An 18,440-nucleotide genomic window follows, 5' to 3' on the forward strand; every position below is an offset into this window, starting at 1 on the left:
CGATGAGCCTCGCCCTGTCCCTGCCCCGCGCCCGGACGCTGTCGCCGGTGCTGCCCGTCGTCGCCGTGGTGGCCCTGCTCGCGCTGCCGGTCTCCCCCGGCGGCGAGGGCGGCGCCGGTCCGGCCGACGCGCTGTCCGCGCTGGTGGTGCTGTACTGCGCGGTCCGGCTGCTGCGGCAGCGGCGGCGCCCCCTGTCCCGTACCGCGGCGGTGGTCCTCGGGCTCCCCGTCGTCGGGCTCGCGCTCGCGGCGGCGGGCGCGTCCTCGCCGGGGGCCGGGATCACCGGCCTGGGCCGCTACCTCCAGATCTTCGTCCTGGTCCCCGCGGCGGTGCTGCTGCTGATCCGCGACCGGTCCGACTTCCGGCTGCTGGCCTGGTCGTTCGTGGGGCTCGCGGGGTGGCAGGGCGCGGTCGGGGTCCACCAGTTCGCCACCGGGACCGGCGCCTCCTACCAGGGCGAGACGATCCGGGCGGTCGGCACCTTCGGGCCGCAGGACGTGATGGGCATGGCGACGGTCGTGTCCTTCGGCCTGGTCTGCGCGGTGGGGCTGGCGCTCGGCCGGGCCCCCGTACGGCAGCGGGCGATCGCCACCGCCTGCGCCCTCGGCCTGCTCCTGCCCCTCGCGCTGTCCTTCAGCCGGGGCGCGTGGATCGCGGCGGCGGTGGCCTGTTCGGCGCAGCTCGCGCTGGCCGGGGTGCGGCGGGCGCTGACGGTGGGCGCGGTCGCCGTCGCCGCCGGGATCGTCCTGGTCGGCGGCTTCGGCGTGGGCTCGGCGATGCTCCAGGAGCGCGTCGGCAGCATCACCCGGGTCGCGGACGCCCCCGACCAGTCGGTCACCGACCGGTACACCATGTGGGCGGCCGCGGCCGGCATGTGGCGCGACCGGCCGCTCACCGGCGTCGGCCTGAAGGGCTTCCCCGAGAACCGGGACGCGCACGCCTCGGTGGCCCTGTCCGCGGGCAGCGACACCGACGGCGCCGGCGCCGGCTTCCGCAGGCAGCCGCTGCTCTCCCCGCACAACATGTACCTGCTGATCCTCGGGGAGCAGGGACTCGTCGGACTGCTCGGGCTGGCGGGCGGCTGGCTGGCCCTGCTGGTGTGCGCGGTGCGCGGCTGGGCACGGGTGCGCCGGGCCGGCGCCCCCGGGCCCGACTGCGCCCTCGTCGCCTGCGGTCTGCTGCTCTGGCAGCTCACCGACTTCCTGTACGCCGACATCGGCGGGCCCTCGACCGTGCTGACCGCCGTGTGCCTGGGGCTCGCGGCCTGGTGGGCCCTGGTCGGCGGCGACGGGCGCGAGGAGGCGCTCGCCCGATGACGGTGACGCCTTCCCGCGCCCCCCGCGCGGACGGCCACGCGCAGGACCCCGCGCACGCGGACGGTGGGGCGCACCAGGACACGGCGGACGGCGGTGTGGCGGACGGCGGGGCGGCTGACGGCGGCACGGCGGACAGCCGCCCGGCCAGCGGCGGCGCGGCCGGCAGCGGCCCGGCGGACGGCGGTGTGAGTGACGGCGGCACGGCGGACAGCGGCACGGCCGGCAGCAGCCCGGCCGACCGCCGCCCGACCGGCACCGGCACCGGCACCGGCACCGGCACGGTCGGCCGCAGTCCGGCGGACCGCGGTGCCGTCGCGCCGTCCGTGGGAGGCGCCGGGCGGTCCGGGGCCGGGACCGCGGACCCCGAACTCCCCGCTCCCTCACGGCGGTTCCTCGCCAAGGCCGCTCTCGTCACCGCCGTGCTGTCGGTCGCCGGGTCGCTGCTGGGGCTGGTGCGCGACCAGGCGCTGGCCCGGCTGTTCGGGGCGGGCAGCGACACGGACGCGTTCCTCGTGGCGTGGACCGTGCCCGAGTTCGCGGCGACGCTGCTCATCGAGGACGGGCTGGCGTTCGCGCTGATCCCGGCGTTCAGCGTGGCCCTGGCCCGGCGCGCCCAGGGGGTTCCCGGCGATCCGGTCCGCGCCCTGGTCGCCGGGACGCTCCCGCGCCTGTCGGCGGCGTTCGTCGCGGTAGGCGTCCTCGTCGTGCTCCTCGCCCCCCAGCTGGTCGAGGTCCTCGCGCCCGGCCTGCCCGACCCCCGGCTCGCCGTCGACTGCACCCGGCTCACCGCCACCTGCGTGGTGAGCTTCGGGCTCGCCGGGTACTGCAGCGCGGCCCTGCGCGCGCACCGGCGGTTCGTGGCACCGGCCGCGATCTACGTGGCGTACAACGTCGGCATCGTGACGGGGATGTTCGTCCTCGCCGGGCGGTGGGGGGTGCGGTCGGCGGCGGTCGGCGTCGCGGTCGGCGGGTGCCTGATGGTCGTCGTTCAACTGCCTTCGCTAGTAGGGCGGTTGAGGAGGCGTCCGGCCGGGGTGCCGGAGGCGGGCGGTGAGGAGCCGCGGCCGCTCGGTACGGCCGTCGTGGCGACCGTGCTGCTGTTCGCGCTCTGCCGGCAGTCGCAGGTCCTCGTGGAGCGGTTCCTCGCCTCGCACCTGCCGTCCGGGGCGATCTCGCACCTGAACTACGCGCAGAAGGTCGCGCAGATGCCGATGATCCTCTCGCTGATGCTGTGCACGGTGACGTTCCCGGTGGTGGCGCGGGCGCTCGCCGAGGGCGACACCGAGCGGGCCCGGGACCGCGTGGAGCGCGACGTGGCGCTCGCCGCGTGCGTGGTGCTGCTCGGCACGGCCACGGTCGTCGCCTGCGCGCCGCAGATCATCGAACTGCTCTTCCAGCGGGGCGCGTTCACCGCCCGGGACACGGCGGCGACGGCCGGGGTGATGCGGGTGTACGCGCTGGGGCTGCTCGGCCAGACCCTGGTCGGCGCGCTGGCCCGCTCGTACTTCTCGGGCGCCCGCCCGTCCTGGTACCCGTTCGGCGCGATGACCGTCGGGATCGTCGTCACCTGCGTCCTGGGCGCGTCGGCCGTACGGCCCTTCGGCGTGTACGGGATCGCCGCCGCCAACGCGGCCGGCATCACCGTCACCGCGCTGGTGCTGCTGGCCGGGACGGGCCCGCGCACGGTGCCGGTCCGCGTCCGGCTCGTGCTGCGCGACCTGAGCCGGCCGCTGCGGGCGGCCGTGGCCGCGACGCTCGCCGGAACGCTGGTGGCGGACGGGATCACCGGCCCCCTTCCCGGCCTCGCCGCCGGAACGCTCACCGCGGCCGCCGTCTTCGTCCTGATCGGCTGGGCCCTGGGCGACCGGGGCATCGCCACCGCTTCGAGTTCCGTCCGTTCCGCGATCCGAAGGCTGCCGTATGTCCGTTCCCGTTGAGGCCGCCCCCGGCCCCGTCCCCTGGGTGGCGATGTACCACTCCGTGGGCGACTGCTCCGACGACCCGTACCGCATCACGGTCACCCCCGAGCGGCTGGAGCGGCAGCTGCTCTGGCTGTCGCGGCGCGGCCTGCGGGGCGTGTCCGTGGCCGAGCTGCTCGCCGCGCGCGCCCGGGGCGGGGGCCGCGGCCTGATCGGCCTCACCTTCGACGACGGGTACGCCGACTTCCTCACCGGCGCCCTTCCCGTGCTGCGCCGCCACGGCTGCACCGCCACCCTGTTCGTGCTGCCCGGCCGGCTCGGCGGCGACAACGCCTGGGACCCGCTGGGCCCGCGCAGACCGCTGCTGACCGCCGACGGCGTCCGGCGGGCGGCCGCCGAGGGCGTCGAGATCGGCTCGCACGGCCTGACCCACGTCGACCTGACCCGGGCCGACGACCTCACCCTGAAGGCGGAGACCGCCGGCAGCCGGGCCGCGCTCGCCGAGCTGCTCGGCACGGAACCCGACGGCTTCTGCTACCCCTACGGGACCGTCGACCGGCGGGCCGTGGACGCCGTACGCGACGCCGGGTACGCCTACGCCTGCGCGATCGACCCCGGCCCGCTGAACGGCCCGCTCACCCTCCCCCGCGTCCACGTCGGACAGAACGACACCGCGCCGCGCCTGTTCCTCAAGTACCGGCTGCACCGGCTGCGCCGACGGCCCGTGGAGGGGCTGCGGTGAAGGTGCTGCACATCATCACGGGGCTCGGCGTGGGCGGCGCCGAGCAGCAACTGCGGCTGATGCTGCGGCACCTGCCGGCCGACTGCGACGTCGTGACGCTGACCAACCCGGGGGCGGTGGCCGACGGGCTGACCGCGGACGGGGTGCGCGTGGTCCACCTCGGCATGGCCGGCAACCGCGACCTGTCCGCCCTGCCCCGCCTGACCGGCCTGATCCGCTCCGGCGGCTACGACCTCGTCCACACCCACCTGTACCGGGCCTGTCTGTACGGCCGTCTCGCCGCGCGGCTCGCGGGCGTGCGCGCGATCGTCGCCACCGAGCACTCCCTGAACGAGTCCCGGCTGGAGGGCCGTCCGCTCACCGCGGGCGTCCGCGCCCTCTACCTCGCCGGCGAGCGCCTGGGCCGGGCCACCGTCGCCGTCTCCCCCGCGGTCGCCGGCCGCCTCGTGCGCTGGGGCGTCCCCGCCGCCCGCGTCCAGGTCGTCCCCAACGGCATCGACCTGGCCCGCTTCCGCTTCGACCCGGCCCGGCGCCACCTCGTCCGCCGCCGGCTCGGCCTGCCGGACCACGCCCACGTCGTCGGCGCGGTCGGCCGCCTGCACCCCGGCAAACGCCTGGACGTCGCCGTCCGCGCCCTGGCCGCGCTCCCCGCCGACCACCGGCTGCTGCTGGTCGGGGCCGGCCCCGAAAAGGACGCGCTGCGCCGCACCGCCCGGGAGGCCGGGGTCGCCGACCGCGTCCTGTTCACGGGTGAACTCCCCTACCTCCCCGACGGCGGCCCCGGCCCCGACCTGCCCTCCCTCGCCTGCGCGATCGACGTGCTCGTCTCGCCGTCCCCGGAGGAGTCGTTCGGCCTGGCGGTCGTGGAGGCGCTCGCCTGCGGTCTGCCCGTGGTGTACGCCTCCTGCCCCGCGGTCGAGGACCTGCCCGCGCACACCGCGCCCGGCGCACGCCGCGTGACCGGCGGCGCGGCGGCGTTCGCGCGGGCGCTGGCCGAGACGCGCGCGCGGGGGCCGCGCCCGCGCACCGCGCCCGAGGCCGCCCGCCACTACGACATCGCCCGCAGTGCCGCCCGGCTCATGGACGTGTACGCGGCCACCCTGTCCCGGCAGCCCCTGCCGGCCCCGTCGTCCCCCTCACCTCAGGGAGTCACTCCGTCATGACCGAGACCTCCGCCCGGCCGCACCGGCAGCACCGGCCGTCCGGCCCCGCGCACCGCGTCAGGGCGCTCCCGCCGTGGTCCCTGGTCGCCGCCGGCACCCTCGCCGGCGGCCTCCTCGGCGCCGCGTACGGCGTCCTCCAGCCGCCCGTCTACTCGGCCACGGCCTACGTCGTCGCCGTACCGACGGAGCAGTCCGACACCGCGTCCGCCCTGGGCTTCGCGCAGGCCTACGGCCGGGTCGCCACCCAGCTCGCGGTGCTCGGGGACGCGCAGGTGTGGGCGGGCGTGCCGGTGGAGACGCTGCAAAGCGGCGTACGGACGGCGACCTCGCCGGACGCCCCGATGGTCGCGATCACGGGGACGTCCTCACGCGCCGACACGGCCGCCGACATGGCCAACGCGGTCTCCCGCGCCCTGACCCGGCACGCCAGGGACTCCCAGGCCACCACCCACGTCGAACTCCAGCAGTTCGCCCGGGCGGTCGAGCCGGCCGAGCCGTCGTCGGCGTCCCCCGCGGTGACCGGGCTGGTCGGCGCGAGCGCGGGCGGACTGCTCGGCGCGCTGGCCCTGCTCGTGCGGCCCAGGGGCGACCGGGAGCAGTCCGGCCGTACCGCCGCCGTACCCGGACCGACCGTCGCCGCCGACGCCCGCCCAGCGCCGTGATGCCGGCGTACACCACCGAACTCGTCACCGACGAGGAGGAGTTCGCCGCCCTCGCACCCGTCTGGGGGCGGCTGTACCGGCGGTGCGGGACGGCCACCCCGTTCCAGAGCCACGCCTGGCTGCACTCGTGGTGGCTGTCGTACGGCAGGCGCGGCCGGCTGCGGCTGCTGCTGGTGCGCTCCGGCGGCGAGCTCGTCGCGGCCGCCCCGCTGATGGCCGTCCGCGGACCGCTGCCCGCGCTGGTGCCGCTCGGCGGGGCGATCTCCGACTACGGGGACGTGCTGGTCGACGACGAGCACGGGGAGCGGGCCGTCGCCGCGCTCACCGAGGGTCTCGAGGCCGTCGCCCGCACCGCGCTGATCGACTTCCGCGAGGTCCGGCCGGGCGGCGCGGCGGAGCGGGTGTACGAGCGCTGGCACGGACCGCGCCGACGGGTGAGCGACTCGGTGTGCCTGGAACTGCCGGCCGTCCCGATGGACGAACTGGTGGCCCGGCTGCCCTCGGCGAAGGCCCAGCGGGTGCGGGCCAAGCTGCGCAAGTTGACCGCGCTCGGCGTGGAACGCCAGGTCGTCCGCGGCGACGAGGTGGACCCGGCGCTGCGGCGCCTGCTCGACCTGCACCGGTTGCAGTGGCAGGGCCGGAAGGTGACGGGCGAACACCTCCAGGCCCGGTTCTCCGAGCACCTGGTGCGCTCCGTCGGTCCGATGGTGCGCTCGGGGGACGCGGTGGTCACCGAGTTCCGGCTCGACGACGACGTGGTCGCCGTCGACCTGACGCTGCTCTCCCACCGGCTGGCGGGCGGCTACCTGTACGGCGCCCATCCGCGGCTGCGGGAGCGCAAGGCGGACGTGGCGGTGATGCTGCTCGACGCGTGCTGCGAGCACAGCCGCGACGGCGGGCGCGGCACGCTGAGCCTGCTGCGCGGCAACGAGCCGTACAAGCACCACTGGCGTCCCGAGCCGGTCGTCAACCAGCGGCTGCTGCTCGCCCGCCGGCCCACGGCCCCGCTGATGTCGGCCGTGGTGTGCGACGTGGCCGCGCGCCGGCGGGGCAAGGAGCTGCTGCGCCGCTGGGAGGAGCGCAAGGACGCCGCGGCGGACGGGGGGCACACGGCGCACCAGGGGGGTGAACGGCGTGCCGGTGGCGGCGGGAGCTGACGCGGGCCCGCCGCCGCGGGCGGGCCGGTCAGCGGACGCGCGGCCACCGGTCGGGGCGGACGCAGGGCCGGCCGCCGATCCAGTGCTCGATCCAGCCGCCGAGGCCCAGCGGCGGGCAGCTCCCCGGGGGCCGCGGTGCCGTCGGCCCGGCCGGCCCGTCGGTGCGGCCGAAGAGCACCGAGCGGTAGACCCGCGACGCCCGGGGGTTGAGCGCGCACTGCCACACACCGTGCGGGCAGTAGTCGGTCAGCGTGTTGTACAGGGGCCGGTGCCGGTCCATCCAGTCGAGCATCCGCCGCATGTACTCGGGGTTGTCACCGTTGCGGAACAGTCCCCACTCGGGGTACGAGAGGGCTTTGCCGTGGCTCTTCGCGAAGTCGACGTGGAACCGGAGCCCGTACGGTTCCGTCACCTGCTCGTCGAACGAGCGGCCGGCCGGCTGGTCGTAGGAGTCCATGCCGACGATGTCGACCGTGGCGTCCCCCGGGTAGCAGCGGGTCCACGGGACGGCGTCCCGCCCGCGGCTCGGTGTGAAGTCGAATCGGAAGCGCTGCCCGGGCACGGCCCGCACGGCGGTGACGATCCGCCGCCAGTACGCCTGCCACGCCTCGGGGTCCGGTCCGCAGCGATGGGTGTACGTGACGCCGTTCATCTCCCAGCCGAGCACGATCACCGTGTCCGGCACCCCCAGGGCGACCAGCCGTTCGGCCAGCGCGCGGAAGTGGTGGTCGAACCGTCCGGCCGCGCCCTGCCGCAGCAGCGTGCGCACCTCGGAGTCCGGCAGGCCCTCCTCGTTGCGCTCCAGCATGGGGACGTTGAGGACGAGCATCCGGTCGCTCCGCTCGCGCCGCCAGTCCGCCCACGCGCCGAGGAACCCGGAGCGGCCCTCGATGTTGCTCCACCGGTCGCCCGGCAGGTAGGTGTGGCCGACCCGCAGGTCGGCGCCGCCCAGCCACTGGCTGAGCAGCGCCATCCGGGCCACGCCCCGGGGGCCGTAGTCGAGGTAGGCGCCGAAGGCGGGGCCGGGATCGGCGGGACGCGCGACGGCGGCGGGCGCGGGCTTCCCCCCGGCGGCCGGCCGGGAAACGGCAGCTCCGGCGGCCCGCACCGGCCGGCCGCCCGACCCCGCGTCCGGTCCCGCGCCCGCGGTGCATCCGGAACCGGTCGCGAGCGCCGCCGCCACCACGACGGCCGCCGCCACGACGACCGGTCGCCGCGACCGGACGCGTCGTCGCTGTGGGGTCATGCCTGCTCCTCCCTCCACGTGTGGCCGACACACAGTCATATGAGAGTCACACGCGAAGGAAGCCCGCCACCGCCGTTACGGCTTTCGAGTGCCCTGATCGTCCGCACCGGTGAACCGAACCGAAGGAAGAGCCCGTGTCGCTGCTCGACACCCGCGTCCCCGCCGTACTGCTGCGGATCGACCGGAACCCCTTTCACCACGGAACGCTGGGGGCGGTGCGCTCGCTCGGCAGAGCCGGGGTCGACGTCCACGTCGTCGCCGATGTGACGGGCAGTCCCCTGCGCAGGTCCCGTTTCGCGCACCGGCTGCATCCCCCGCCGCCGCCCGGCGCCTCCCCCGCCGACATCGCCGCCGTACTGCTGGGGGTGGCGGCCCGCATCGAGCGGCCCGCCGTGCTGATCGCGATGGACGACGCGGGCGCGGTCGCGGTGAGCCGGCTGCGCGCGGAGCTGGCGCCCGCCTACCTGCTGCCGCAGCAGCCCGGCACGCTGCCCGAGCGGGTCGCCGACAAGGCGGAACTGGCCGGGCTGTGCGCGGCGGCGGACCTGCCGCACCCGGACACGGTGGTCCCGGAGAGCGCCGCGCAGGCCGCCTCCGCCGTCCGGCGGCTCGGCCTGCCGGTGGTGGCGAAGTGGAGCAGGCCCTGGCTGCTGCCGGCCGGTTCGGGGCTGCGCAGCACCGTCGTGGTGCGTTCCCCCCAGGAGGCGCGCGACCTGTACGCGCGCTCCGAGGAGGCCGGCAGCCGGCTGCTGCTCCAGGAGTTCCTGCCGCCCGGCCCCGACGGCGACTGGTTCTTCCACGGGTACGCCGACCGCTCGGGGCGGGTGCGCGGCGGCGGTCCGGGGCGCAAGCTGTGCTCCTGGCCGCGCGGAGCGGGACTGACAGCGGTGGGCGAGTGGACCGCGAACCCCCAGGTCCAGGCGCAGTCCGAGCGGCTCGCCGCCGCACTGGGCTACCGCGGCATCTTCGACCTCGACTTCCGCCGGTGCGGTGCGAGCGGCCGCTACCACCTGCTCGACTTCAACCCGCGCCCCGGTGCCCAGTTCCGTCTCTTCGCCGACACCGCCGGACTGGACGTCGTACGCGCCCAGCACCTGGACCTGACCCACCGTCCGCTGCCGGAGGGGGAGCCGCGGCCGGGGCGGTCGTTCGTGGTGGAGAACTACGCGCTGCCGGCCGCCCTGCGTCCGGCGCCGCACGGCCGCGAACTCGCCTGGTACGCCGGTGACGACACCGCTCCCGGCCTGGCGATGTGGGGCCTGTGGACCGCCCACGTCGCCCGCCGCCTGCTGGGCCGCCTGCGCCGGTTCGGCCCGGTCGGCAGCCCGGTCGGCACCCCCGCCGCATCCGCCCGGGCCGTCCGTCGGACGGCACCGCCGCCGCCGTCCGTGACCGGCCCGTCCGGTGCACCGGGTGCACCGGACCCGACCGACCCGAGCGACGGCCAGGACCCGGCGCTGACGCACGGCCCTGTCCCGCCGCCCCCGTCCGGCTGACGGGGTGTGCGGGTGAGGCGTACGGGTGCCGGGCGCGGGGTGTCCGGCACCCGTGCGTTCACCGGCGCGTGGCGACCCTGCCCCGCCGGTACAGGAGCGCGCCGGCGGCGACCAGCGCGACACTGGCCCCCGAGGCGGTCCACAGGCCCTCGCTGCCGGTGTGGGGCAGCTGGGGCGGCTCGCCCCCGGTGCGGGGCGGTGTGGTGCGACCGTCATCGTCCGGGGGCGGGGTGGTGTGGTTCCCGTCGCCGGGGGGCGGGGTGGTGTGCCCGTCGTCGCCGGGGGGCGGGGTGGTGTGATCGCCGTCGCCCGGGGGCGGGGTGGTGTGATCGCCGTCGCCGGGAGGCGGGGTGGTGTGACCGCCGTCGCCGGGAGGCGGGGTGGTGTGACCGCCGTCGCCGGGAGGCGGGGTCGTGTGACCGCCGTCGCCGGGGGGCGGGGTCGTGTGACCGCCGTCGCCCGGAGGGGGAGTCGTGTGGCCACCGTCCCCCGGAGGCGGCGTGTGATCCCCGCCCCCTGGGGGCGGTGTGGATCCGTACCCCGAGTCGTCGTCCCCGTAGCCGTAGCCGTAGCCGGAGTCGTCGTCCCCGTAACCGGAGTCGCCGTAGCCGTAGCCGTCGGAGTCGTCGTCGCCGTGGCCGTGGGAGGCGCCGTAGCCGTGGCTGTCGTCGTGGCCGTGGGGTGCGCCGGGCCGGGCGCGGTCCTTGTCGGCGTCGGAGGTGGTGGCGCAGACGTTGCCGAAGGCCGGGTTCAGCGCGGCGACGACGTCGACCGAGTTGCCGCAGGCGTTCACCGGGACGGTCACCGGGACCTGGATGTCATTGCCCGAGGCGACGCCGGGCGAGTTCCTCGCGGCCCCGTCCCCGTGCGTGTCGGCGAGTGCGGAACCGCCGCCGCACAGGGACAGGATGCTCGTCGCGGCGGCCGCCGCGACCACTCCCTTGCTCAGGGTCTGTCGCAATCTCGTGGTCTTCCTGCTTGAAGAAGTGGGAAAGGCCGGCCTCGGGACGCGGAACGGTGGTCCAGGGCCGGCCAGGGGTCCGGCCGTACGGCCGGGAGGGACACGCCGTCGGATGCACGCGTGTCGCCGGAAACAGGGAGAAGAAGGCCGCCGGACGGACCGGGAGCCGCGGGCGTCAGCCGTTGCCCGTGCCGTTGCCCGCCAGGACGGAGATGTCGTCCAGGATGTGCGACAGCGGCTCGTCGCCCTTGGCCTGGGTGCTGTTCTCGGCGCACTGCTGGTTCTGCGCGGCCGACAGGACCGGGATGTCCTGGACACCGAGGTCGAGGAGGAGGACGGACTGGGGGTCCACCTTGGCCGGGAGGCCGACGCAGAGCTTGTTCAGCGAACCCTGCACCAGCGAGAGCTGCGGACTCTTGTCGCCGAACGTGGCCGAGTTGCCGAACGCCTGGGAGGCGCCGTTGCCGCTGGCGGAGGTCGTGGCGTTGTCGTCCCCGATGGCAAGCGCCTGAGGAGCGGCCGCCGCCGACGCACCGACGGCGGAAACGGCGACCGCAGCCATGGCCATTGCCTTCTTCAGCATCTCGCTCTTCCTTTCCCCGTCCCGGCTCCGACGCCGGGACCCATGTACCTGCCTCGACTCAACCCGGCACTCCGGGAATGGTTGCGGCGCTTCACCCGATAGGAGCCGCACATTCCCCGGCGTCCGTTCGCGCTGGGCCATCGGAGTGAATGGGGGGAACCAACCACGGTGGGGGGAGTTGACCAGGGCGCTCCGGTGGACGGGGTTTTTTCAGAAGGGACTAGCAAGTGATCAAGAAGGTACTGGCCGGCGCCGCGGTCGCCGCCTCCGTCGTCGGCGTCTCCGCCGCCGCCGCTGCCCCGGCGGTCGCGATCGGCAACGACAGCGGCACCACGTCCGCCAGCGGCAACGGCGCCTCGCAGGCGTTCGGCAACTCGGCCACGTACGGAAACATGAGCCCGCAGATGGCGCTCATCCAGGGCTCCCTCAACAAGCCCTGCATCGGCCTGCCGGCCAAGGCCAACGCCCAGTCCCTCGTCGGGCTCCTCAACATCGGCGTGCAGGACGTCCCGATCCTGTCGGCCCCGCAGAACCAGCAGTGCGTCGAGAACAGCACCCAGGCGAAGGGCGACGAGCCGCTGTCGCACATCCTGGACGACATCTCGGCCCTGTCGGGCAACGGCGACGGCAACGGCTGAGCCAGGACGAGGTGAACGGGGGCGTTCCCTGAGCCCTCGGGACGGCCCCATCCCTTCGGCGGGCCGCCGGACCACCGGCGGCCCGTCGTTCCGTTGTGTGCCCGGATGAAGAGAAACGTCTCTGCTCGCCGCGTCCGTCGAGGGGACGCGGCGGGCGTGCGCGTACCGGCGAGGAGGGGCGTGCGCGTACCGGCGAGGGGGGCGTGCGGCGTCGGCCCGGTGCGCTGCGCCGATCGGGGTACGGTCCGAAACCCCCGCACGGCGCGGCCCGTTGACGATCACGCAACTCCTCGTCGGGAGTGCGCTTTTCGAAGGGAACGAAAACATGAAGAAGCTGTGGGCCACCGCTGCCGTCGCCGCATCCATGGCCGGTCTCGCGGTCGCGTCCGCGTCGCCGGCCCTGGCCATCGGTGACGACAGCGGCACCACGTCCGCCAGCGGCAACGGCGCCTCGCAGGCGTTCGGCAACTCGGCCACGTTCGGCGACATGAGCCCGCAGCTCTCGCTGGTGCAGGGTTCGCTGAACAAGCCGTGCGTCGGCCTGCCGGCCAAGGTCAACGCCCAGTCCCTCGTCGGGCTCATCAACGTCGGCGCCCAGGACATCCCGGTCCTGTCGGCCGCGCAGAACCAGCAGTGCGTCGAGAACAGCACCCAGGCCAAGGGTGACGAGCCGCTGTCGCACATCCTGGACGACATCTCCGTCCTGGCGGGCAACGGCACGGGCAACGGCTGATCCTCGGCCTGACGTACCGCCGCGGCGGGTCACCGGTTCCTCCGGTGGCCCGCCGTCGTGCTGTCACGCGCCGTACAGCTCGTCGATCTCCGCGCGGTAGCGGGCCGCCACGGTGTGGCGCTTGACCTTCAGGGAGGGCGTGAGGAGGTCGTTGTCCTCGGTGAACTCGCCCTCGACGAGGGTGAAGGCGCGGATCGACTCGGCGCGGGAGACGGCCTCGTTGGCGTAGTCGACCGCCTTCTGGACGTCGGCGCGCAGCCGGGGGTCGCGGATCACCTCGGCGAGCGGGGTGTCGGCGGGGCGTCCGCGTACGGCGAGCCAGTGGGCGACCGCGTCGGGGTCCAGGGTGATCAGGGCGGCGACGAAGGGGCGGTTGTCGCCGACGACCATGCACTGGCCGACCGGGGTGCGGCTGCGCAGCCGGTCCTCGAGGACGGCCGGGGAGACGTTCTTGCCGCCGGAGGTGACGATGAGGTCCTTCTTGCGGCCGGTGATGGTGAGGTAGCCGTCCCCGTCGAGGGAGCCGAGGTCGCCGGTGGCGAACCAGCCGTCGGTGAGGACGGCGTCCGTGGCGTCGGGGGCGTTCCAGTAGCCGCCGAAGACCACACCGCCGCGGATGAGGACCTCGCCGTCGTCGGCGATGCGGACGGACGTGCCGGGGACCGGGCGGCCGACCGTGCCCGGGCGGGGGCCCAGCGGGGGTACGACGGTGGCGGCGGCGGTGGTCTCGGTGAGGCCGTAGCCCTCGTAGACCATGATGCCGGCGGCGTAGAAGAAGAGGCTGAGGGAGCGGTCGAGGGGGGAGCCTCCGCTGATGGCGTAGCGCAGGCGGCCGCCGAGCTCCTTGCGGATGCGGCGGTAGACCAGCAGGTCGTACAGGGCCCACGCGGCCCGGAGGCCGGGGCCGGGGCCCTGGCCGGTGCCGAGGAACCCGCGCAGGTGGGCCTCGCCGAAGCGGACGGCGACGCGTTCGGCGCGGTCGAAGGAGGCGGCGCGGCCGATCTTCTCGGCGGTGGCGCGGCCCGTGTCGTGGATGCGCTCGAAGAGGTAGGGCACGCCGACGACGAAGGTGGGGCGGAACTCCCTGAGGGCGGGGCGGAGTTCGTCGGGCCTGACGCTCGGGAAGTGGCCGGTCTCGATGCGGGCCGTCAGACAGGCGATCTGGAGGGTGCGGCCGAGGATGTGGGCCAGGGGGAGGAAGAGGAGGGTGGAGGCGGTCTGGCCGGTGACCTCCTGGAAGACGGGGTGGAGGAGTTCGAGGGTGTTGGCGGCCTCGGCGTGCAGGTTGGCGTGGGTGAGGACGCAGCCCTTGGGGCGGCCGGTGGTGCCGGAGGTGTAGCAGAGGGTCGCGGGGGTGTCGGGGGTGAGGGCGGCGCGGCGTTTGGCGACCTCCTCGTCGGGGAGGTCGCGGCCGAGGGCGGTGAGGCCGGTGAGGGCGTCCGCGTCCAGTTCCCAGACGCGGGGCGGGCCGGGGTGGCCGGCCGTGGCCGTGGTGACCGTGGCGGTGTCGGCCGCGGTCTCGGTGACGACGAAGCGGGCGCCGGAGTCGCGGACGATCCACTCCACCTGGGCCGCGGCGGAGGTGGCGTAGACGGGCACGCTCTGGCCGCCGGCCGCCCAGATCGCGAAGTCCAGGACGGTCCACTCGTAGCGGGTGCGGGACATCACCGCGACGCGGCCGCCCGGTTCCAGCCCGGCGGCGATCAGTCCCTTGGCGACGGCGGTGACCTCGCGGGCGAAGGCGGCCGCCGTCACCGGCCGCCAGTCGCCGCCCGGGTCCCTGCGGCGCAGGACGACGGCGTCGGGGGCCTCGGCCGCGTTGGTGAACGGCAGGTCGGCGGTGCTGCCGCCGGTGAGGGGCGGGACGAGGGGGGCGGTGCGGGCCTCCCGTACGGTGCCGGTCCCGTCCCTGACGAGGTCCACGTGGGTGCGGGCGGCCAGATCGGTACGGCGTGCGGCCCGTTTCAGGTCCTTGCGCATGCCCATGGCGGCTCCTGGGGGAAGAGGGGGCTGGCAGGCGGTGGACGGAACCTTACTCACGAGTAAGAAGTTGCACCAGGGGTGCCGCGCCAACACGGCGGAGCGCCGTGCCCGAGGTCGTCACGGACCGGGGCGGTCCGGACGAGCGGGCACGGCGCCTGTACGACTGTGCGTCGGGGCCGTAGGGGCCGTAGGGGCCGTAGGGGCCGTAGGGCGAGCCTCCCCCTACGACACCACGTCCTTGCGGGCGAATCCCCGGAAGGCCAGGGCGAACAGCACGAGCGCGTACGTCACCGACACCGAGACGCCCTGGATCATGTCGGTCCACTGGAGCGTCGGCTGGACGGCGTCGAGCCAGGCGTACTGCCAGTGCGAGGGCAGGAGTTCGCGCCAGTCGCCGAGGGCGGTGACCTCGTCGAGGACGTTGCCGACGATGGTCAGGCCCACCGCGCCGCCGACCGCGCCGAGCGGGGCGTCGGTGCGGGTGGAGAGCCAGAACGCGAGGGCGGCGGTGACCAGTTGGGAGACGAAGAGGTAGGCGACGGTGATCAGCAGGCGCTGGGCGGCGGTGCCCGCCGGCAGCAGACCGCCGGTGGGCAGTTGCAGCGGCCCCCAGCCGTACGCGGCCGTGCCGACGGCGAGGGCGACGACCGGCAGCAGCACCATCGCGGCCAGGCTGAGGCCGAGTCCGACGACGAGCTTGGACCACAGCAGGCGGGCGCGAGGCACGGGCGCGGCGAGGAGGTAGCGCAGGGAGGACCAGCCGGCCTCCGACGCCACGGTGTCGCCGCAGAACAGGGCCACGGGGATGACCAGCAGGAAGCCCGCGGAGGCGAAGAGGTTCACCGCCGCGAAGTTCGCGCCGGACAGCGTGGCGGTGTCCATCAGGCTCACCTGGTCGTTGCCCGCGCCGGGACCGCCGCCCACCTGGAAGGCGACGAGCAGCACGAACGGCAGGGCGAACAGGACGCCGCCCATGACGAGCGTGCGGCGCCGCTTCAGCTGCCGGACCAGCTCGACCCGGACGGGCAGCGTACGGCCGGCGCGGTAGCCGTCGGCGACCTCCGCGCGGTCGGTGAGCGTGCTCATGCGGAGTCTCCGATCAGGGTGAGGAAGGCGTCTTCGAGGCGGCGGTGCGGGCCGACCGACTCCACGGGGACCTCCAGGCGGACCAGGTCGGCGACCAGGCGGGACGCGGTGCCGTCGGGGTCCAGGCGGACCAGCAGGCCGTCGTCGGCGCGGGTGGCCGAGGCCACGCCGGGCAGCGCGGCGACCTTCTCGACGACGGGCTCGTCCACCGGCGCGGAGGTGCCGACGAGCAGGGTGTCGCCGGAGCCGACGATCTCCCGGACCGGGCCCGCCTGGACGAGCCGCCCGTGGTCCATCACCACCAGGTGGGTGCAGGACTGCTCGACCTCGGACAGCAGGTGGCTGGAGACGATCACCGTGCGGCCGGCCGCCGCGTAGCGGATCATGACCTCGCGCATCTCGCGGATCTGGGGCGGGTCGAGGCCGTTGGTCGGCTCGTCGAGGATGAGCAGGTCGGGCAGGCCGAGCATGGCCTGGGCGATGGCGAGACGCTGGCGCATGCCCTGCGAGTAGGTGCGGACCGCGCGGGCGAGCGCGTCGCCGAGGCCCGCGATCTCCAGGGCCTCGTCCAGGTGGGCGTCCTGCGGCGGGCGGCCGGTGGCCCGCCAGTACAGCTCCAGGTTCTCCCGGCCGGACAGGTGCGGGAGGAAGCCCGCGCCCTCGACGAAGGCGCCGACGCGGGACAGCACCGGGGCGCCGGGCGCGATGGCGTGGCCGAAGACGCGGATCTCGCCGCCGTCCGGGGTGATCAGGCCCATCAGCATGCGCAGGGTCGTCGTCTTGCCCGCGCCGTTGGGGCCGAGCAGGCCGAGCACCTGGCCCTTGTCGACGCGGAAGGACAGGTCCTCGACCGCGTACCGGTCGGCGGACTTCGCGTACCGCTTGGTCAGGCCGGTGATCTGGAGGGGGACGTCGGCGAGGGCCGGGTCGGGGGCGGCGGGCGCCGTGGTGCGGCGGCGGGCGGTCAGCAGCAGCGCCGCGGCGAGGACGGCGCCGGCGAGCGGGAGCCACCACACGCGGGCGGGCAGCGGGGCCGCCGCGTCCGTGCCGCTCAGGGCCGTCGGCACCGTCAGATCGCCCTTCACGGAGACCGTGTACGTCGCCGGGGCAGCCGGGGAGGCGTAACCGAGGTCCGTGGAGGCGAGGACCAGGCGCAGCCGGTGGCCGTCCTCCACCTCGTGGTCGATGGCGGGCAGGGTGACCGTGACGTCCTTGCCGGCCTTGGCGCCCTCCACCCGGACGGGCTGGACCAGCTGGGAGGGCAGTACCTGCTGGGCGCCGCCGCCGGGGCCGACGTCGTACACCTTGGCGAAGAGGACGGCGTCGTCGGTGGTGGACTGCACGTGCACGGTGACCGTGGGCGAGCCGGTGATCCGCAGGTCCTCGCGGACGGGGGCGGTCTCGAAGGCCGCGTACTGGCCGGGGAAGTCGAGGGAGACACTGACGCCGAGACTCGACAGCTGGGAGAGGCCGGAGCCGCCGAGGCCGGGCAGGGCGGACACGGCGGGCGGGGTGGCGCCGGCCGGATTGTCGACGCTCTGCTCACGGCCGCTGAGGGCGAGGGAGCGGGGGGCGCTCCCGAGGCCGGGGTAGGTGTCGGCGCTCGCTCCGGTCAGGCGGGATTCGCCGTCGCCGGTGCCGGTGCCGGTGCCGGTGCCGAGGGTGCGGGTGACGCGGAAGGCCGGGCCGGTGTCGGCGGCCGTGTCCTCCTTGAGGTAGCGGTCGAACCAGGAGGTCACGCGGGCCCGGACCCGGTCGGTCTCCAGGTCGCCGCCGTCGTGGCCGCCCGCGATCCAGTCGACGTCGACGGGGGCGCCGTTGGCGCTGATCGCCTGCTCGGCGGCGTCGGACTGGGCGAGGGTGAAGAGGGAGTCGGTCTGCCCCTGGATCAGGAGGGTGGGGACGTCGATGCGGTCGGCGACGGCGGACGGCGAACGCTCCTGGAGCACCGCGCGGGCGGCGTCGTCGGGCGCGCCGGACTCGGCGACCCGCTGGTACATCGCGCACAGCGCGGGCTCGAACGCGGCGCAGCCGCCACCGGTGTTGAAGAAGATGCCGGCCCACAGCTTCTTGAAGACGCCGTCGGGGAACAGGGCGTCCGCGAGGTTCCAGTACGTGATCGCCGGGGCGATGGCGTCGACCCGGTCGTCGTACCCGGCGCCCAGCAGGGAGATCGCGCCGCCGTAGGAGGCACCGGTCATGCCCACGCGCGGGTCGCCGGCCTTGTCTAGCTCGACCTCGGGGCGCTTCGCCAGCCAGTCGATCAGCTTCGAGACGTCGGCGACCTCGCCCTGCGGGTCGTTCAGCCCGATCTTCCCGGTGGACCTGCCGAAGCCGCGCGCCGACCAGGTCAGCACGGCGTATCCGGCGCGGGCCAGTTCCTCGGCCTGCTGCCGGACGTCGTCCTTGCTCCCGCCGAAGCCGTGCCCCAGCAGGACGGCGGGGCGGCGGCCGGTCCCGGACGTGAAGTACGAGGTGTCCAGGCGCACCCCGTCCACGGCCAGCACCCGGTCACTGCGCTTGACGGGCGGCGGGTCGTCGGAGGCGACGGCCGTCCATGTCCCGGCGCCAGCGAGAACGACGACGGCGGCCGCGGCGGCCACCAGCCGCCGCGACCGCCGCAGTCCCCGCAGCCGGGGCAGTCGAAGATCCATGCTGCAACGGTACGGGGTGAAACTGTCGGGGAGATGTCGACCGGAGGCGGAACCGACCGGCCTACCTCCGGCGTACGGCGGCCGGGTCGCGTACCGCGTCC

At 75.3% G+C, this 18,440-nt stretch carries 15 protein-coding genes; 9 read left to right on the plus strand and 6 right to left on the minus strand.

Going from position 1 to position 18,440, the window contains the following annotated elements:
- Nucleotides 1-2 precede the first annotated feature (2 nt).
- From ACFYWQ_RS04050 to ACFYWQ_RS04075, 6 genes are read left to right on the plus strand one after another with little or no spacing between them, the layout of a single operon-like run.
- Entirely contained in the window at nucleotides 3-1,316 is a 1,314-nt protein-coding gene (locus tag ACFYWQ_RS04050) for an O-antigen ligase family protein (protein ID WP_389512547.1), read from the plus strand.
- On the plus strand, nucleotides 1,313-3,253 hold the full coding sequence (murJ, locus tag ACFYWQ_RS04055) for a murein biosynthesis integral membrane protein MurJ (protein ID WP_389512549.1): 1,941 nt from the start codon (nucleotides 1,313-1,315) through the stop codon (nucleotides 3,251-3,253). Before ACFYWQ_RS04050 ends, murJ begins: the two co-directional genes overlap by 4 nt.
- A complete protein-coding gene (locus tag ACFYWQ_RS04060; protein ID WP_389512551.1) occupies nucleotides 3,237-3,977 on the plus strand; it encodes a polysaccharide deacetylase family protein in 741 nt (246 codons plus the stop codon). Before murJ ends, ACFYWQ_RS04060 begins: the two co-directional genes overlap by 17 nt.
- Entirely contained in the window at nucleotides 3,974-5,140 is a 1,167-nt protein-coding gene (locus ACFYWQ_RS04065) for a glycosyltransferase (protein WP_389512553.1), read from the plus strand. The genes ACFYWQ_RS04060 and ACFYWQ_RS04065 overlap by 4 nt, the downstream gene beginning before the upstream one ends.
- Nucleotides 5,137-5,802, plus strand: coding sequence for a lipopolysaccharide biosynthesis protein (locus tag ACFYWQ_RS04070; RefSeq protein ID WP_389512555.1), 666 nt, complete (start codon nucleotides 5,137-5,139; stop codon nucleotides 5,800-5,802). The genes ACFYWQ_RS04065 and ACFYWQ_RS04070 overlap by 4 nt, the downstream gene beginning before the upstream one ends.
- Nucleotides 5,802-6,959 carry a GNAT family N-acetyltransferase gene (locus ACFYWQ_RS04075; protein ID WP_389512557.1) on the plus strand — a complete coding sequence of 386 codons (1,158 nt, stop codon included), beginning with the start codon at nucleotides 5,802-5,804 and terminating at the stop codon, nucleotides 6,957-6,959. Before ACFYWQ_RS04070 ends, ACFYWQ_RS04075 begins: the two co-directional genes overlap by 1 nt.
- A gap of 28 nt (nucleotides 6,960-6,987) precedes the next feature.
- Here the strand turns inward: ACFYWQ_RS04075 and ACFYWQ_RS04080 are convergent, their stop codons facing one another.
- Nucleotides 6,988-8,205 carry a glycoside hydrolase family 26 protein gene (locus ACFYWQ_RS04080; RefSeq protein WP_389512559.1) on the minus strand — a complete coding sequence of 406 codons (1,218 nt, stop codon included), beginning with the start codon at nucleotides 8,203-8,205 and terminating at the stop codon, nucleotides 6,988-6,990.
- A gap of 134 nt (nucleotides 8,206-8,339) precedes the next feature.
- On the opposite strand from ACFYWQ_RS04080, the gene ACFYWQ_RS04085 reads away from it, so the two are divergent.
- Nucleotides 8,340-9,701, plus strand: a complete 1,362-nt coding sequence (locus ACFYWQ_RS04085) for an ATP-grasp domain-containing protein (protein WP_389512560.1) — start codon at nucleotides 8,340-8,342, stop codon at nucleotides 9,699-9,701.
- A 58-nt stretch (nucleotides 9,702-9,759) separates the two neighbouring features.
- Here the strand turns inward: ACFYWQ_RS04085 and ACFYWQ_RS04090 are convergent, their stop codons facing one another.
- Both ACFYWQ_RS04090 and ACFYWQ_RS04095 read right to left on the minus strand, forming a co-directional pair.
- Entirely contained in the window at nucleotides 9,760-10,662 is a 903-nt protein-coding gene (locus ACFYWQ_RS04090) for a chaplin family protein (protein ID WP_389512562.1), read from the minus strand.
- A gap of 175 nt (nucleotides 10,663-10,837) precedes the next feature.
- Nucleotides 10,838-11,245: a rodlin gene (locus ACFYWQ_RS04095; protein WP_389512564.1), complete on the minus strand. Its 408-nt coding sequence runs from the start codon at nucleotides 11,243-11,245 to the stop codon at nucleotides 10,838-10,840.
- Between the two features lie 227 nt (nucleotides 11,246-11,472).
- Here ACFYWQ_RS04095 and ACFYWQ_RS04100 point away from each other — a divergent pair, with 227 nt between their 5' ends.
- Together ACFYWQ_RS04100 and ACFYWQ_RS04105 are read left to right on the plus strand one after the other, a co-directional pair.
- Complete coding sequence (locus ACFYWQ_RS04100) at nucleotides 11,473-11,883, plus strand: rodlin (protein WP_389512566.1); 411 nt, start codon at nucleotides 11,473-11,475, stop codon at nucleotides 11,881-11,883.
- 325 nt (nucleotides 11,884-12,208) lie between these two features.
- Nucleotides 12,209-12,616, plus strand: coding sequence for a rodlin (locus tag ACFYWQ_RS04105; RefSeq protein ID WP_389512568.1), 408 nt, complete (start codon nucleotides 12,209-12,211; stop codon nucleotides 12,614-12,616).
- Between the two features lie 63 nt (nucleotides 12,617-12,679).
- On the opposite strand, the gene ACFYWQ_RS04110 is transcribed toward ACFYWQ_RS04105, so the two are convergent.
- From ACFYWQ_RS04110 to ACFYWQ_RS04120, 3 genes are all read right to left on the minus strand, one after another.
- A complete protein-coding gene (locus tag ACFYWQ_RS04110; RefSeq protein WP_389512570.1) occupies nucleotides 12,680-14,602 on the minus strand; it encodes an AMP-dependent synthetase/ligase in 1,923 nt (640 codons plus the stop codon).
- 219 nt (nucleotides 14,603-14,821) lie between these two features.
- Nucleotides 14,822-15,685, minus strand: coding sequence for an ABC transporter permease (locus ACFYWQ_RS04115; RefSeq protein ID WP_389512572.1), 864 nt, complete (start codon nucleotides 15,683-15,685; stop codon nucleotides 14,822-14,824).
- A complete protein-coding gene (locus ACFYWQ_RS04120; protein WP_389512576.1) occupies nucleotides 15,682-18,339 on the minus strand; it encodes an alpha/beta fold hydrolase in 2,658 nt (885 codons plus the stop codon). The genes ACFYWQ_RS04115 and ACFYWQ_RS04120 overlap by 4 nt, the downstream gene beginning before the upstream one ends.
- Nucleotides 18,340-18,440 lie beyond the last annotated feature (101 nt).

Origin of the sequence: Streptomyces sp. NPDC003247, from assembly GCF_042888135.1 — a bacterium.
In the GTDB taxonomy this organism is placed as follows: domain Bacteria; phylum Actinomycetota; class Actinomycetes; order Streptomycetales; family Streptomycetaceae; genus Streptomyces.